Source organism: Pseudomonas sp. DWRC2-2 (assembly GCF_049897885.1).
In the GTDB taxonomy this organism is placed as follows: Bacteria; Pseudomonadota; Gammaproteobacteria; order Pseudomonadales; family Pseudomonadaceae; genus Aquipseudomonas; species Aquipseudomonas azotoformans_A.
This window is the reverse complement of sequence record NZ_JAFCXD010000004.1, coordinates 492,215-506,717: the sequence shown is the minus strand read 5'-3', so window position 1 is coordinate 506,717 and position 14,503 is coordinate 492,215. Positions and strand designations below refer to the sequence as shown.

The 14,503-nt window shown below is 60.4% G+C and carries 12 protein-coding genes; 3 read left to right on the top strand and 9 right to left on the bottom strand.

From position 1 onward, the window contains the following. The first annotated feature begins 47 nt into the window (after positions 1–47). Positions 48–1,166 carry an AGE family epimerase/isomerase gene (locus tag ACP7EW_RS21115; RefSeq protein WP_426219424.1) on the top strand — a complete coding sequence of 373 codons (1,119 nt, stop codon included), beginning with the start codon at positions 48–50 and terminating at the stop codon, positions 1,164–1,166. Here the strand turns inward: ACP7EW_RS21115 and ACP7EW_RS21110 are convergent. The 9 genes from ACP7EW_RS21110 to ACP7EW_RS21070 form a co-directional block, all read right to left on the bottom strand. Continuing rightward, positions 1,138–2,043, bottom strand: coding sequence for a cation diffusion facilitator family transporter (locus ACP7EW_RS21110; RefSeq protein ID WP_426219422.1), 906 nt, complete (start codon positions 2,041–2,043; stop codon positions 1,138–1,140). The two genes, ACP7EW_RS21115 and ACP7EW_RS21110, sit on opposite strands and share 29 nt — an antisense overlap. Before the next feature lie 128 nt (positions 2,044–2,171). Next, the gene (locus ACP7EW_RS21105; protein WP_033897391.1) at positions 2,172–2,939 is read right to left on the bottom strand and encodes an SDR family oxidoreductase; all 768 of its coding nucleotides are present in this window, start codon (positions 2,937–2,939) and stop codon (positions 2,172–2,174) included. Between the two features lie 721 nt (positions 2,940–3,660). Continuing rightward, positions 3,661–4,377, bottom strand: coding sequence for an ABC transporter ATP-binding protein (locus tag ACP7EW_RS21100; RefSeq protein WP_016976934.1), 717 nt, complete (start codon positions 4,375–4,377; stop codon positions 3,661–3,663). Then, positions 4,374–5,249: an ABC transporter ATP-binding protein gene (locus tag ACP7EW_RS21095; RefSeq protein WP_028615532.1), complete on the bottom strand. Its 876-nt coding sequence runs from the start codon at positions 5,247–5,249 to the stop codon at positions 4,374–4,376. The genes ACP7EW_RS21100 and ACP7EW_RS21095 overlap by 4 nt, the downstream gene beginning before the upstream one ends. Then, positions 5,246–6,523 (bottom strand): high-affinity branched-chain amino acid ABC transporter permease LivM, encoded by a 1,278-nt coding sequence (gene livM, locus ACP7EW_RS21090; RefSeq protein WP_016976932.1) that lies wholly within the window; start codon positions 6,521–6,523, stop codon positions 5,246–5,248. Before livM ends, ACP7EW_RS21095 begins: the two co-directional genes overlap by 4 nt. A gap of 2 nt (positions 6,524–6,525) precedes the next feature. Next, a complete protein-coding gene (locus ACP7EW_RS21085) occupies positions 6,526–7,440 on the bottom strand; it encodes an ABC transporter permease subunit (protein ID WP_003188099.1) in 915 nt (304 codons plus the stop codon). Positions 7,441–7,672: 232 nt separating this feature from the next. Continuing rightward, positions 7,673–8,809, bottom strand: coding sequence for a branched-chain amino acid ABC transporter substrate-binding protein (locus ACP7EW_RS21080; protein ID WP_010213577.1), 1,137 nt, complete (start codon positions 8,807–8,809; stop codon positions 7,673–7,675). A 374-nt stretch (positions 8,810–9,183) separates the two neighbouring features. Continuing rightward, positions 9,184–10,467, bottom strand: a complete 1,284-nt coding sequence (locus ACP7EW_RS21075; RefSeq protein ID WP_269132700.1) for an L-pipecolate oxidase — start codon at positions 10,465–10,467, stop codon at positions 9,184–9,186. Between the two features lie 176 nt (positions 10,468–10,643). Then, a complete protein-coding gene (locus ACP7EW_RS21070) occupies positions 10,644–12,134 on the bottom strand; it encodes an aldehyde dehydrogenase family protein (protein WP_426219420.1) in 1,491 nt (496 codons plus the stop codon). A gap of 154 nt (positions 12,135–12,288) precedes the next feature. Between ACP7EW_RS21070 and ACP7EW_RS21065 the strand changes: the two genes are divergently transcribed. Together ACP7EW_RS21065 and pncB are read left to right on the top strand one after the other, a co-directional pair. Next, the gene (locus tag ACP7EW_RS21065) at positions 12,289–13,185 is read left to right on the top strand and encodes a LysR family transcriptional regulator (RefSeq protein WP_269132698.1); all 897 of its coding nucleotides are present in this window, start codon (positions 12,289–12,291) and stop codon (positions 13,183–13,185) included. A gap of 103 nt (positions 13,186–13,288) precedes the next feature. Then, on the top strand, positions 13,289–14,503 hold the full coding sequence (gene pncB, locus ACP7EW_RS21060; RefSeq protein ID WP_426219418.1) for a nicotinate phosphoribosyltransferase: 1,215 nt from the start codon (positions 13,289–13,291) through the stop codon (positions 14,501–14,503).

Below are 14,503 nucleotides of genomic sequence, written 5' to 3'. Positions count from 1 at the left end.
GACTGATACCATGCGCGCCTACACCCCTGCCGTGACGACGCCAGCCAATGCCCAGCGCTTCCCAACCCTCCTTGAACACCGTGCTTACGCACTTCCACAGCCTGATCGTGCCGCTCTGGCAAGGCCCGGGCTGGAATGCCGACCTGGCATTGCCCTATGAGGCGCTGGACGCCGATCATCAGCCACTGCCCCCGCAACGCTACCGCGCGATGGCCTGCGCCCGGCAGTTGTACCTGTTTGCCAGCCTGATCGGCGAGCCCGGCGCGGCCTTTGCTGAAGAACGCGCAGCGGCACTGTTTCGCTCCCTGCAACGGCACTTCCACGACGCCGAGCACGGCGGCTGGTTCTACAGCATCGACCCGTCCGGTCAGCCGCTGGACAAGCGCAAAGACCTCTACACCCACGCCTTCATCATCTTTGCCTGCGCCCATTACTGGGCCAAGGTGCGTGAGCCATTGGTGGAGTCGGTACTCAACGCCGCCCTGGAAGTGGTCGCCGAGCGGTTCTCCACAGGCGACGGTCTGTACGAGGCCGTATTGGAGCGCAACTGGTCATCGCTCAAATCCGGCCCACTGCAAAACCCGCTGATGCACCTTGCCGAAGGTTTCCTCGCCACCCTCGCGGTGCGTGAAGACGCCAACGTGCAAGCCGCCCTGCTGGCGCTGGCGACGGCCATGCAGCAGCGCTTCATCGACCGCCAGCACGGCGTGATGATGGAAAAACCGCTGGGCGCTGTGGATAACTGGTTCGAACCGGGGCACCAGTTCGAATGGTTCTTCTTGCTAGAGTCTTCGGATGTGCTGCGTGGTACGCCGCTGCATGCGTCGCTGACCCGGGCGTTCGCCTACGCAGAACGCAAGGGTGTGGATAACCTCAGCGGTGCGGTCAGCGGCATGTTGGCGCCGGACGGTACGGTGCGCGACGGCACTCAACGCATCTGGGCCCAGGCCGAGTACCTGCGGGCACTGACCTTGCGCCCCAACAGCGAAGCGGTGCTACAGCGCCAGTTGCTGGCGCTGCAACAGCATTTTCTGCATGCAAAAGGCTGGAATGAATGCCTGGATGCTCAGGGCGCCGTGAGCCGACGGGACATGCCGTCGACCACGCCGTATCACTTGGCAACCTGTTACCAGGGCCTTATGCAATCCACTTGCGATCTCCGGTAAAGCTGATCGTCAACCAGCGCGCCGCATCCGGCGTGCCGAGCCCTGTGGATATCTCTTCGCGTAGCCCGTCGAGGGTCGCGACGTTATCCACCGGGTAATCCGCCGGCAACACCACATGAATCTCGATAAACCGCGCCCGCCCGTGCTTTTGCACGTAGGACACGTAGTCGTCGAAACCATGTTTGGCCTGGGTCGCTTCCATCACTTCGCGTACTTTGTCGTCCAACTGGTCCGGAGCAATGCCCAGCACCTCGCGCAAGGCCGGGCGCAGGATCTTGAACGCCGGCGCCAGCATGCTCAGGGCCAGCAGGATCAGGATCAATGGGTCGACATACACCGCCCACTCGCCATAGCCCTGGGACTTGAGCAACAGCGCCGCCAGAAAGCTGATCAGCAAGCCTACCGACAGCATCGCGTCCACCAGCCAGCTGATGTTGTCGAACTGGATCAGCGATGATTTCAGCTGGCGATTGCGATAACGCACGTAGAAGAAATAGGCGAACTCGACGACGGTAAACACCGCCGCGTAGATGATCACCAACCCCAACTCGATCTCGCGCCCGCCATTGATAATGCCGAACACGCCATTGAGGAACGCATAGATGGCGATCAGCAACAGGAAACTGCCTTCGATCAGCAGCACCATGGGTTCCAGGTGCCAATAGCCGAACTGGAAACGCTCGTTGCTTTTCTTGGCGATCAGCTTGGCCGTGATCAGCATCAACACCTTGATGGCGGTGGCGATCAGCGAGAAAAAGCCGTCGAACAGAATGGATTGGGCGCCAGAAATCACACCCGTGACAATCCCGGCGATCGCGACGGCGAACATCAGGATGGTCGATTGTTTGAGCAGTGCCTGCTCGCCTCGGTTACTCACATTTCCTCCCGTTAAAACCTTAAATCCGCACAGTGCGGAGGGGTTTTCAGGCGGTGAGTGTACCTTATGACCTGTTTTTGCCGATTGTGGCGAGGGAGCTTGCTCCCTCGCCACAGCAGCGATCGATCTTAAGCTTTAGCGCCGCGCTCAATCGCAAACCCAGCCCACGTCTGGCTCACCGGCATCAGCTCCAACCGGTTGATATTCACATGCGCTGGCGTGTTCATGACCCAGAAGATCGTGTCCGCAATATCCTGCGGCTGGATCGGCTCGGCACCCGCATAAGTCGCGTCATACCGCGCCTGATCACCGCCGAAGCGCACCAGCGAGAACTCGCTTTCACACAGGCCCGGCTCGATGTTGGTCACGCGCACGCCCGTGCCTTGCAGGTCGCAGCGCAGGTTCAGCGAGAACTGCTTAACGAACGCCTTGGAACCGCCATACACGTGGCTGCCCGGATACGGGTAATTACCCGCGATGGAACCCAGGTTGATGATACCCGCACCACGACCGTGAGCGATCAGGCGTGGCAACAGCAGGTTGGTGGTGGTCAGCAGGCCCTTGATGTTGGTGTCGACCATGGTTTCCCAATCGTCGAGACTGCACTTGGGCGCTGGGTCGGTGCCCACGGCCAGGCCGGCGTTGTTGATCAGCCCGCGCAGCTTGGCGAACGACGGCGGCAGGTTGGCGATGGCGTCTTCCATGCCTTTGCGGTCCCGCACGTCCACGACCAGGCCATGCACTTCAGTCTGCTTGGATAGTTCTTCGACCAGCGCATTCAGGCGGTCGGCACGACGGCCGGTGAGCACCAGTTTCCAGCCGGCTTCGGCAAAACGACGGGCGCAGGCTTCGCCGAAACCTGAGGTTGCGCCAGTAATAAACAACGTGTCGGACATGGTGTTCTCCTTGCGGGCATCGGGAAAAAAGTTGCCAGCAGAATGCCCGTACACCGCGATGGCGGCAACCGCTAAGCACACAACTTGATACAAGCCTGATCACTTTTTAATCAACTCTATAAAAGCCATACAGGCCGTGGCTTGCAGCTATGTGCGCGCAGGTTATCCACAACTGCGCCCACAGTCTTTGGGGGCAACTACAGAATGCTCCAAGCCGCTATACACAAGGGCTACAGGCGGTTTTAGAAAGTTTTTTGCTTGACCTTGGCCGGGGCGTATGTAGGCCAGCCTCCGATCGCAAAATCAGAACGATGGCTCCAGGCCAGTCATTCCGGCCTCTGCGGCGGTCTTTCCAGAGTTTAGTCACAGACTTATCCACAGGCTGGCGGGACATATTTCGGTCATATACCTGTGTCTTTAAACAGGTTGACAAAGGCTTGGAGCGGCGACCAAAAACCGCCTGATCAAAAAACAACCGCCGCGCTACAAGCCCCGGATTCATTGGCTTACAGCCAGCTACTCCCACGTTACCCACAGCCGGTTCCACAGCGGATGGGGACAAGTCAAAACTGTGACAAAACAGGGATTTGCGGCGGCTATATGTCGCGCTTTGGAGGGGGGCTGGATTTGTTTTCCACAATTTCCAGAAAGCTCTGTGGACAGTCTCAACATGAATGTGGGAGCCGAAGCTCCCACAGGTCATACCAAGAATATCTATTCGTTAATGACCGCCGAGGTAGGCGTTGCGCACTTCCTCATTCACCAGCAATTCCTTACCGGTGCCCGTCAGGCGAATCTCGCCGTTGACCATCACATACGCCCGATCCGACAAGCGCAGCGCATGGTTGGCGTTCTGTTCCACCAGGAAGATGGTCATCCCGGTGGAGGCCAGCTCGCGCAACGTCGAGAAGATCTGCTTCACCACAATCGGCGCCAGGCCCAGGCTCGGTTCATCCAGCAGCAACAGCTTGGGCCGACTCATCAGCGCGCGGGCGATGGCGAGCATTTGCTGCTCGCCGCCGGACATGGTCATGGCACGCTGGGTACGTCGCTCCTTGAGCCGTGGGAACAGCTCGAACATGCGCTGCATGTCTTCCTGAGCAAACTTGTCGCCAATGGGGATGGTGCCCATCAGCAGGTTTTCCTCGACGGTCATGTCGGGGAACACCCGCCGCCCTTCCGGCGACTGCGCAATACCGTTGGACGCGATGTAGTGCGACGACTTATGGGTGATGTCGACGCCGTTGTAGAGAATCTGCCCCGATTCGGCCCGTGGCTGGCCGAAAATCGACATCAGCAGCGTGGATTTGCCCGCGCCGTTGGAGCCGATCAGGCTGACGGTTTCGCCTTCGTTGATGTGCAGCGAGACTTTTTTCAGGGCCTGGATCGGGCCGTAATACACGTCCAGGTCCTTCATTTCGAGGATAGGTGCACTCATACCAACTCCTCTTCGTCGGCGCCCAGGTAGGCGGCAATCACTTTCGGGTCGTTGCGGATCGCGTCCGGCCCGCCCTCGGCGATCACGTTGCCGTGGTCCAGCACCACGATGTGGTCGGAAATACTCATCACCATGCCCATGTCGTGTTCGATCAGCACCACCGTCAGGTCGTGTTCGTCGCGCAGCAGGCGAATCATCGCGCTGAGGGCTTCGGTTTCCTGGGGGTTGAGGCCCGCAGCCGGTTCGTCCAGACAGATGATCTGCGGACGCGTGCACATGGCACGGGCAATCTCCAGGCGGCGCTGCTGGCCGTAGGAGAGTTCGCCGGCCAGGCGGTTGGCGCAGTCCACCAGGTCCACCACTTCGAGCCAGTAGAACGCGTGGTCCAACGCGTCGCTTTCGGCCTTGCGGTAGCCCTTGGTGTTGAGGATGCCCGCGAGCATGTTGCGGTTGACCCACATGTGCTGGGCCACCAGCAGGTTTTCCACCACCGACATTTCCTTGAACAGGCGAATGTTCTGGAACGTCCGCGCCAGGCCGGCGCGGTTCACCAGGTGGGTACCGCCGAACATCTTGTAGTACACCCGGCTGAGGAAGCTTTTGGGCGACACAAAGTCGGTGGGCTGGAAGCGCTCGCCGAGCAACTGGATCACGTCGGTCTGCTTGCCGCGGAGGTTGAGTTGGATCTTGCCGCCGCTGGCTTTGTAGAAGCCGGTGAGGCAGTTGAACACCGTGGTCTTGCCGGCACCGTTGGGGCCGATCAAGGCGAAGATCGAGTTGCGTTCGACCTTGAGGCTCACATCGCTCAGGGCCTTGATGCCGCCGAAGTGCATCATCAGGTGTTCCACGGAGAGGACGACTTCCTTGCTCATGGCGCCACTCCTTTACGTGGGGTCACACCGGTACGGCTGATGCGGATCAAGCCGCGCGGTCGCCAGATCATCATCACCACCATCAACACGCCAAACAGCAGTACGCGGTACTCGGAGAAGCTGCGCAGCAGTTCAGGCGCGACGGTCAGAACAAACGCCGCAATCACCACGCCCACCGTCGAGCCCATACCACCCAGGACCACGATGGCCAGGATCAGCGCCGACTCGAAGAAGGTGAACGACGACGGGTTGACGAAGCCCTGGTAGCTGGCAAAGAACACCCCAGCCAAACCCGCTGTCGATGCACCGATGGTGAACGCCGAAAGTTTGACCAACACATGGTTCAGCCCCATGGAACGGCAGGCGATCTCATCTTCGCGCAAGGCCTCCCAGGCGCGGCCGACCGGCATGCGGGTCAAGCGATGCTTGATGTACAGCACGGCCAGCACCACCAGGAACAGCACGATATAGATGAACAGGAATTTGATGTTGGGGTTGTAGTCGATGCCGAAGAACTCATGGAAGGGCACCCCGCCATCCTTCGCACGCTTGCCGAACTCCAGGCCGAGGAAGGTCGGCGAGGGCACCGGCATGCCGTTGGGCCCACCGGTAAACGACAGCCAGTTGTTGAGCACCAGGCGGATGATTTCACCAAAGCCCAGGGTCACGATGGCCAGGTAGTCACCGTGCATTCGCAACACCGGGAACCCGAGTATGCACCCCGCCAGCGCCGCCGCGATGGCCGCCAGTGGCAGCACCGTCCAGAAGCCCAGGCCAAGGTATTGATAACCCAACGCCAGGCCGTAGGCGCCGATGGCGTAGAACGCCACGTAACCCAGGTCGAGCAAGCCGGCCAGGCCGACCACGATGTTGAGGCCCAGGCCGAGCAACACATAGATCAGGCCGAGGATCACCACGGTGAGCAGGTACTTGTTGGCGAAAATCGGGAACACGATGGCGATCACGATCAGTGCCGGGATGATCCAGCGCAGCCGCGACTTGTAGTCCGGCGCCAGCACGTGCACGCCAGAGCCGGTGCTCTCGAAGCCCTGCAGGATCTTCAGGCCCTTGGGCGTTTGCAGGAACAGGCTCATGGCAAAGCGGCCGACCATCACGATGGCCACCAGCAGGGCCACGCGGGCCGGTTCCAGGTTGAAGCTGTAGCCGTCGAGGACCACGCCGACGATCGGACCGAACACGACCAGTGAAATCAGCCCGGCGAGGACTGTATCGACCACACTTTTCTTGATATCGATGGGTTTGGCAGCAGACATGTTTACACCTTCGCCACAAGTGGGCGACCAAGCAGGCCCTGGGGACGGAAAATCAGAATCACCACCAGCAGGGAGAAACTGAACACGTCTTTGTAGTCAGAGTTGATCAACCCCGAGAACAACGACTCGGAGATACCGAGGATGATCCCGCCCAACATCGCCCCAGGCAGGGAGCCGATGCCGCCGAGTACCGCTGCGGTAAACGCCTTGATGCCGATGATGAAGCCGGCATAGAAGTCGAAGGTGCCGTAGTTGAGGGTGATCAACACGCCGGCCAATGCCGCCATGGCGGCGCCGATGACGAACACATAGGAGATCACCCGGTCGGTGTTGATGCCAAGGATCGACGCCATCTTGCGGTCTTGCTGAGTGGCGCGGCACATGCGGCCGAGCTTGGTGTATTTGATGATGTAAGTGAGCAACGCCATGCCGGCAAACGCCGCCACGAGGATGAACACCTTGGTGTACGTCAACTGAACGAAGCCTGTGCCGATGTCGACACGCCAGGCCCCGGCCAGCAGGGTAGGAATGCCCTGTTGCTTGGCGCCCTGAGCGATCTGCGCGTAGTTCTGCAGGATCAACGAGATACCGATGGCGCTGATCAGCGGTGCCAGTCGGGTGGAGTTGCGCAGCGGTTTGTAGGCGACACGCTCGATGACCCAGCCGTATACGCCAGTGACGACAACGGTGAAGATCAAGGTGCCGAGAATGAGCAGCGGGAAGGATTCGATGCCGAAGTAAGCCAGCAGTGCCAGACTGATCGCCGCGAGGTAAGCGGAAATCATATAAACCTCGCCGTGGGCGAAGTTGATCATGCCAATGATGCCATAGACCATTGTGTAGCCGATGGCGATCAGGCCATAGACCGACCCGAGGGTCAGGCCGTTGACCAGTTGCTGCAGGAAAATACCATCCATAACGCAATCTCACGCGGTGAGCACCTGCACACCGGTGGGTGTGCGGCGCTTCTGGAGGAAAAGACAGATTTGTTGCTGGACGCGATTGCACTGGCAACCTCGGCCCCCTGTGGGAGCTGGCTTGCCTGCGATGCGGCTTCACATTCAACACCGTGTTGACTGTCAGTCCGTCATCGCGGGCAAGCCCGGCTCCCACAGGGGATCTGTGGCGCCTGCGTGGTCGCGTTAATGCTTACTTCTGTTTTTCCAACTGGTGGTATTTGCCGTCTTTATCCCACTGGTAAACCACGTAGTCGGAGATCTTCAGGTCACCCTTGGAATCCCAGGCTTTTTCGCCCATGACGGTTTTTACCGGGTGAGCTTTGAGCCATTTGGCGGCGTCTTCGCCTTTGTTGGACTTGGCGCCGTTGAAGCCAGCGGCCAAGGCCTGGACCGACGCGTAGGCGTACAGGGTGTAGCCTTCCGGCTCGGTGCCGTTTTTACGGAACTCTTCCACCACGGCCTTGCTGTCTGGCAGCAGGCGCGGGTCGGCGCCGAAGGTCATGTACACGCCGTCGACGTATTGCGCGCCGCCAGCCGTGGCAACCAGTTCGTCGGTGACCACGCCGTCATCGGACATGAACTTGACGTCTTTCAAGCCAGCTTCACGGATCTGGCGAACCAGTGGACCGGCTTCCGGGTGCAGGCCGCCGAAGTACACGACGTCAGCACCGGTGGAGCGGATCTTGGTGACCAGGGCGCTGAAGTCTTTCTCGCCACGGGTCAGGCCTTCTTCCAGCACCGGCTTGACGCCGCGCTTGGTCAACTGGGCAGCGGTGGCGTCGGCCAGGCCTTTGCCGTAGGTGTCCTTGTCGTTGATGACCGCGACTTTCTTGCCCTTGAGCACGTCGACGATGTAGTCGCCGGCAACGATGCCTTGCTGGTCGTCACGCCCGCACATGCGGAACATGGCGCCCAGGCCGCGTTCGGTCACTTGTGGGTTGGTGGAGCCTGGGGTGATGGCGATGATGCCGGCTTCGTCATACACCTCGGAGGCCGGGATGGTGTTGGAGGAGCAGAAGTGCCCGACCACGCCGATCACTTTGTCCTGGTCGGCCAGGCGGTTGGCCACGGCCACAGCCTGCTTGGGTTCACACGCATCGTCGCCAGCTACCAGCACGATTTTCTCGCCGTTGATGCCGCCGGCCTTGTTGATCACATCGGCTGCCGCCTGGGCACCCTTCATGTACTGCTCACCGAAAGCGGCGTTGGCGCCCGTCATGGGCCCCGCGACGCCGATCTTCACATCAGCTTGAACAAACGTAGAAACACCCAGCGCCGCTGCAACGGCGAGGGCCAGAAAACCTTTCTTGTAAAACGTCTGGGACATGAGTGGTGCTCCGATATTTTTGATTTTTGGCACGACAACTTGCATTCAAACCTTTCACTGAAAGCCCAGAGCAAGGCGCGTGCCATTACGTTTTTATTCTTCAAAAAGACACGGTGTCATTGTTATTTCAGGTGTTTCGGCTCCATTCGCCAGGACGTGCAACCCTCTAGCGTCCAGAGGTGCAACCAACGGATCCAAAAAGTACAACCGCGGCAGGTCGCACCTGCAACCACGCCTATAAACGACAGTTCCTGGCGCTGTAACAAACGGCGTAACGGAACTGCACATTTACAGTGCGTGATTGCTACGACTTGCACCAATACAGATTAGTAGCCTGCTAAGAAAATGCAGGCTTCTGAGCGGTATTTCGCTGATCAGATCACGATCCTCAGGCATTGGCCGGCGTGATACAGCGAGAATCCGGCTTCGTACAAGCAGCTGCGCAAGCCCACTCCGGCCAACGGCTGCATCGGCGCGAAGGGAATCGGCAGCGCCTGGGGATTCTGGTGACACAAGTAGTCGGCAAATGCCTTGCCGACCACACTGCCGGTGGTTACGCCACGGCCGTTATAGCCGGTGACTGCCACAAGGCCGGGCGCCGGCTCGAACAGACGCATCAAATGGTCTGGGGTGAAGGCGATACAGCCGGTCCAGGTGAACTCCCACTGCACCGATTTGAGGTACGGGAAGTAGTGCTGCTGCACCCGATCGGCCCACGCCTTGAGGAACCACGCGGGCTTCTGGTTGCCGTTGCCCAGGCTGCCGAGCAACAAACGGCCATCGGCGTCGCGACGGATGCTGCTCAGCACCTGGCGCGTATCCCATGAGCCCTGGCCACCGGGCAAGATCTGTTGGGCGGCGTCGCCCGTCAGTGGAGCCGACGCGACCTGATAGTAATAGCCGGGGAAGAAATTGCGCCGCAACTCGGTCCACTCGCCCTCGGTGTAGGCGTTGGAGGCGATCACCACCTGTGCAGCCTGCACTGACCCTTGTGCGGTCTGCACCGACCAGTGCGAACCCTGGCGCTCAAGCTGAGTGACCGGCGAATGATCGAACAACTGCCCGCCCAGCCCCGCCGCAGCATTGGCCAAGCCACTGGTGTAGGCCATCGGGTTCAAGGTGCCGGCACGCCGATCCAACAAGGCGGCGGCGATCTTTTTGGTGCCCGTGGCCTGTTCACAGGCCTGGCCGGTAAGCAACTCGACTGGCGCGCCACGGCGCTTCCATTGCGCTTCACGACTGCGCAAATCCGCCTCGCCACGGGCGTTGTGCGCCATGTGCAAGGTGCCTTCACGGCGTAATTGGCAATCGATGTTGTATTTATCGATCAGGCTGAACACCAGGGACGGCGCCGCACCCAACATACGGTTGAGCTGGCTGCCCACTGCTTCGCCGAAACCGGCTTCGATCTCGTCCGGCGGGATCCACATGCCGGCGTTGACCAGCCCCACATTACGCCCGGAACCACCATGACCGGTGCGATGAGCCTCCAACACGGCGACGCTTTTACCTTGTTCCAGCAAATGAACGGCCGCCGACAAACCGGTGATCCCGGCGCCGATCACGCACACATCCACCTTGACCTCGCCCTTGAGCGCGGCACGGTCGGGCCGGCTGGGGGTGAGGTGTTCCCATAAACATGTTTCGCGTAGTGCCATTGCCAGACTCCGGGATGAAACCTAACAAACAACTGTTATTTTGAATTGCAAACCCAATCAAATGTGGGAGCGGGCTTGCTCGCGAATGCAGGGTGTCAGTCAACAGATGTACAACTGATCTACCGCTTTCGCGAGCAAGCCCGCTCCCACATTTTTAACCGCGTTTCGTCAGTGAGTCAGTCGAAGGTTATGCCCTGTGCCAGCGGCAACTCCAGCGAGTAGTTCACCGTATTGGTCTGGCGACGCATATACCCGCGCCACGCATCCGAACCCGACTCACGCCCGCCGCCGGTCTCTTTCTCGCCACCAAACGCTCCGCCGATTTCCGCGCCGCTCGGGCCGATGTTGACGTTGGCAATGCCACAGTCGCTGCCCACCGCCGACATGAACTGCTCGGCTTCACGCACGTCGGTGGTGAAGATGCACGACGACAGGCCTTGAGGCACGGCGTTGTTCAGGCGCAGGGCTTCGTTGAAGTCGTTGTAGCCGATCACATAGAGGATCGGGGCGAAGGTCTCGGTGCACACCACGTCGCTTTGCTCGGGCATTTCCACAATGGCCGGCGAGACGTAGTAGGCATTCGGGAACGTGTCTTCCAGTTGGCGCTTGCCGCCGAACACCTTGCCGCCTTCGCTCAAGGCTTGTTCCAGGGCGTCCTGCATGTTGTCGAAGCCGTGCTTGTCGATCAGCGGGCCGATCAGGTTGCCTTCCAGCGGGTGACCGATGCGCACCTTGGAATAGGCGGCCTTGAGGCGGGTGACGATTTCTGCCTTCACCGACTCATGGGCGATCAGCCGACGCAGGGTGGTGCAGCGTTGGCCGGCAGTGCCGACGGCGCTGAACAGGATGGCGCGCACGGCCATGTCCAGGTCGGCGCTTGGGCCGAGGATCATCGCGTTGTTGCCGCCCAGCTCCAGGATGCTGCGGGCAAAACGGGCGGCGACTTTCGGCGCCACTTCACGGCCCATACGGGTGCTGCCGGTGGCGCTGATCAGCGCGACGCGCGGGTCGTCCACCAGTGCGGCACCGGCGTCGCGGCCGCCGATGATCACTTGGCTCAGGTATTGCGGGGCGCCGTCGAATTTTTTCAGCACGCGCTCGAACAATGCCTGGCAGGCGAGCGCAGTGAGCGGGGTCTTTTCCGAGGGTTTCCAGATCACGGCGTTGCCGCACACCAGCGCCAGGGTGGTGTTCCACGCCCACACGGCGACCGGGAAGTTGAACGCGCTGATCACACCGACCACGCCCAGCGGGTGCCAGGTTTCACGCATGTGGTGGCCTGGGCGCTCGGAGGCGATGGTCAAGCCGTACAACTGGCGCGACAGGCCAACGGCGAAGTCGCAGATGTCGATCATTTCCTGCACTTCGCCCAGGCCTTCCTGGGTGATCTTGCCGGCTTCCCAGGACACCAGCTCGCCCAGGTCGGACTTGTATTCGCGCAACACGTCACCGAACTGGCGCACCAGTTCGCCACGGCGCGGTGCCGGCACTTTGCGCCAGGCTTCGAATGCATGCTCGGCGCGACTGACCTGTTGCTCCACCTCGGCGGCACCTTCCCAGTGCACACTGCCGATACGGCTGCCATCGATCGGCGAATGCACGGGCTGCTTGCCCGACTGGTACAGCGCCGGGTTTACCCCGAGACGATCAAGCAATGCGGCAACCATGGGTCACTCCTTCAATCTACAAACAGAAAAATTGCGCCGCCACCGACACGGCGATCCAGGCCTTATTTGTAGCTGGCCCAAGACTTGCCAACAAACGACGATTAGGCGAGATATCATTCCGTTTATTCATGCAAAGCATAAAAAGAGGCACGCCGTGCTGAACAAAAGACATTTGCCATCGATCACCGCCTTGCAGTGCTTCGAAGCCGCCACCCGTCATCTGAGCTTCACCCGCGCCGCCGAGGAACTGAACCTCACGCAGAGCGCGGTGAGCAAGCAGGTGGCGCAGTTGGAAGAGTTGCTGCAGCACTTGCTGTTCCGCCGCGTGCGCCGGCGCTTGCAGATGACTCCGGCGGGCGATCTGTACCTGGTGGAAGTACGCAAAATCCTCACGCAGGTGGAGATGTCCACCCACTACCTGCGCTCCTACGGCGGCGAAACCGAAGTGCTGCGCGTCTCCACGCCCTACACCTTCGGCGCGCGCTGGCTGGTGCCGCGCCTCAAGGGCTGGCGGCTGCGTCATCCGCAGATCCACTTGGACCTGTGCAATGAACAGGAACCGGATGAGTTGCTGCAAGGCAAGGCCGACATGGCGTTCTACTTCGGCCAGGGCTCACGCCCCGGCACCGAGAGCCTGAAGTTGTTCAGCGAAGAGCTTGTACCGGTGTGCGCACCCGAGAGTTTGCCCGCGCAGCCCTTCACCGACCCCACGCAACTGAGCAACCTGGTGCTGCTGCAAAACGCCTCACGCCCCCAGGGCTGGCATGACTGGTTCGCCAGCCAGGGTTACCAGACCGAGCACAGCTATCATGGGCCGCGGTTCGACACCTTTTATATGTGCATTCGTGCAGCCCAAGTCGGCTGTGGTGTGGCGCTGCTACCGCGATTCCTGGTGGAAGAGGAACTGGCCGACGGCAAGCTGGTGATCCCCTGGCAGCATGCAATGCCGAGCCAGGATGCCTATTACCTGGCCTACCCCGAGCATTCGGCGGAGGTGCCCAAGGTGCGCGATTTTGTGAAGTGGATGATGGAGCAGGTGGATGCCAACTGAAAAAACACTGGCAAACCGACCCACGTCTATGCGCCACTAGCCCCCTTCCTTAATTGTGCGTAAAGGTCGGCGCCCATCGCCGACCCGTCTGGAGATTCCCGTTATGAGCGAGAGTGTGTTTGCCGATCGCATCGTGCAGAACTTGCTCGACACCGACTTCTACAAGCTGACCATGATGCAGGCGGTGCTGCACAACTACCCCAACGTGGAAGTTGAATGGGAGTTCCGTTGCCGTAACAGCGAAGACCTGCGCCCGTACCTGGCGGAGATCCGCTACCAGATCGAACGCCTCGCCGAGCTGAGCCTGAGCCCCGACCAGTTGGGTTTCCTGGAACGCATCAGCTTCATGAAGCCGGACTTTTTGCGCTTTCTCGGGCTGTTCCGCTTCAACCTGCGCTATGTGCAGACCGGTATCGAGAACGGCGAACTGTTCATCCGCCTGCGCGGGCCTTGGCTGCATGTGATCCTGTTTGAAGTGCCGATGCTGGCCATCGTCAGCGAAGTGCGTAACCGCTACCGCTACCAGACCGTGATCCTCGAACAGGCCCGCGAGCAGCTGTACCGCAAGTTCGACTGGCTGACCGCCAATGCCAGCAGCGATGAACTGTCGGAGCTGCAAGTGGCCGACTTCGGCACGCGCCGGCGCTTCTCGTACCGGGTGCAGGAAGAGGTGGTCAGCGTGCTCAAGCACGACTTCCCCGGTCGTTTTGTCGGCACCAGCAACGTGCACCTGGCCCGCGAGTTCGACATGAAACCGCTGGGCACCATGGCCCACGAATGGATCATGGCCCACCAGCAACTCGGACCACGCCTGATCGACAGCCAAATCGCCGCGCTCGACTGCTGGGTTCGCGAATACCGTGGCCTGCTGGGCATCGCCCTGACCGACTGCATCACCACCGACGCATTCCTGAGCGACTTCGACCTGTACTTCGCCAAGCTGTTCGACGGCCTGCGCCATGACTCCGGCGATCCCGTGCAATGGGCAGAAAAAGCCATCGCCCACTACCACAAGCTCGGCATCGAGCCGATGAGCAAGACGTTGGTGTTCTCCGACAGCCTGTCACTGCCCAAGGCCCTGGAGATTTTCCGTGCGCTGCGCGGTCGCATTAATGTGAGCTTTGGCATCGGCACCAACCTGACCTGCGACATTCCAGGTGTGGAACCGATGAGCATCGTGCTTAAAATGACCGCCTGCAATGGCCAGCCCGTCGCGAAGATCTCCGATGAAGCGGGCAAGACCCACTGCACGGACCCGAATTTCGTCGCCTATTTGCGTCATGTTTTCAAAGTACCTGCCATCTCTAGCAAGGAGTGA

Bases quoted from the DNA above. Each gene is read 5' to 3' on its own strand.
- ACP7EW_RS21070 (WP_426219420.1), bottom strand. From the start codon at position 12,134: ATGGTTGCCGCATTGCTTGATCGTCTCGGGGTAAACCCGGCGCTGTAC.
- ACP7EW_RS21105 (WP_033897391.1), bottom strand. From the start codon at position 2,939: ATGTCCGACACGTTGTTTATTACTGGCGCAACCTCAGGTTTCGGCGAA.
- ACP7EW_RS21085 (WP_003188099.1), bottom strand. From the start codon at position 7,440: ATGGATGGTATTTTCCTGCAGCAACTGGTCAACGGCCTGACCCTCGGG.
- ACP7EW_RS21115 (WP_426219424.1), top strand. From the start codon at position 48: ATGCCCAGCGCTTCCCAACCCTCCTTGAACACCGTGCTTACGCACTTC.
- ACP7EW_RS21095 (WP_028615532.1), bottom strand. From the start codon at position 5,249: ATGAGCAAGGAAGTCGTCCTCTCCGTGGAACACCTGATGATGCACTTC.
- pncB (WP_426219418.1), top strand. From the start codon at position 13,289: ATGAGCGAGAGTGTGTTTGCCGATCGCATCGTGCAGAACTTGCTCGAC.
- ACP7EW_RS21100 (WP_016976934.1), bottom strand. From the start codon at position 4,377: ATGAGTGCACCTATCCTCGAAATGAAGGACCTGGACGTGTATTACGGC.
- ACP7EW_RS21075 (WP_269132700.1), bottom strand. From the start codon at position 10,467: ATGGCACTACGCGAAACATGTTTATGGGAACACCTCACCCCCAGCCGG.
- livM (WP_016976932.1), bottom strand. From the start codon at position 6,523: ATGTCTGCTGCCAAACCCATCGATATCAAGAAAAGTGTGGTCGATACA.
- ACP7EW_RS21080 (WP_010213577.1), bottom strand. From the start codon at position 8,809: ATGTCCCAGACGTTTTACAAGAAAGGTTTTCTGGCCCTCGCCGTTGCA.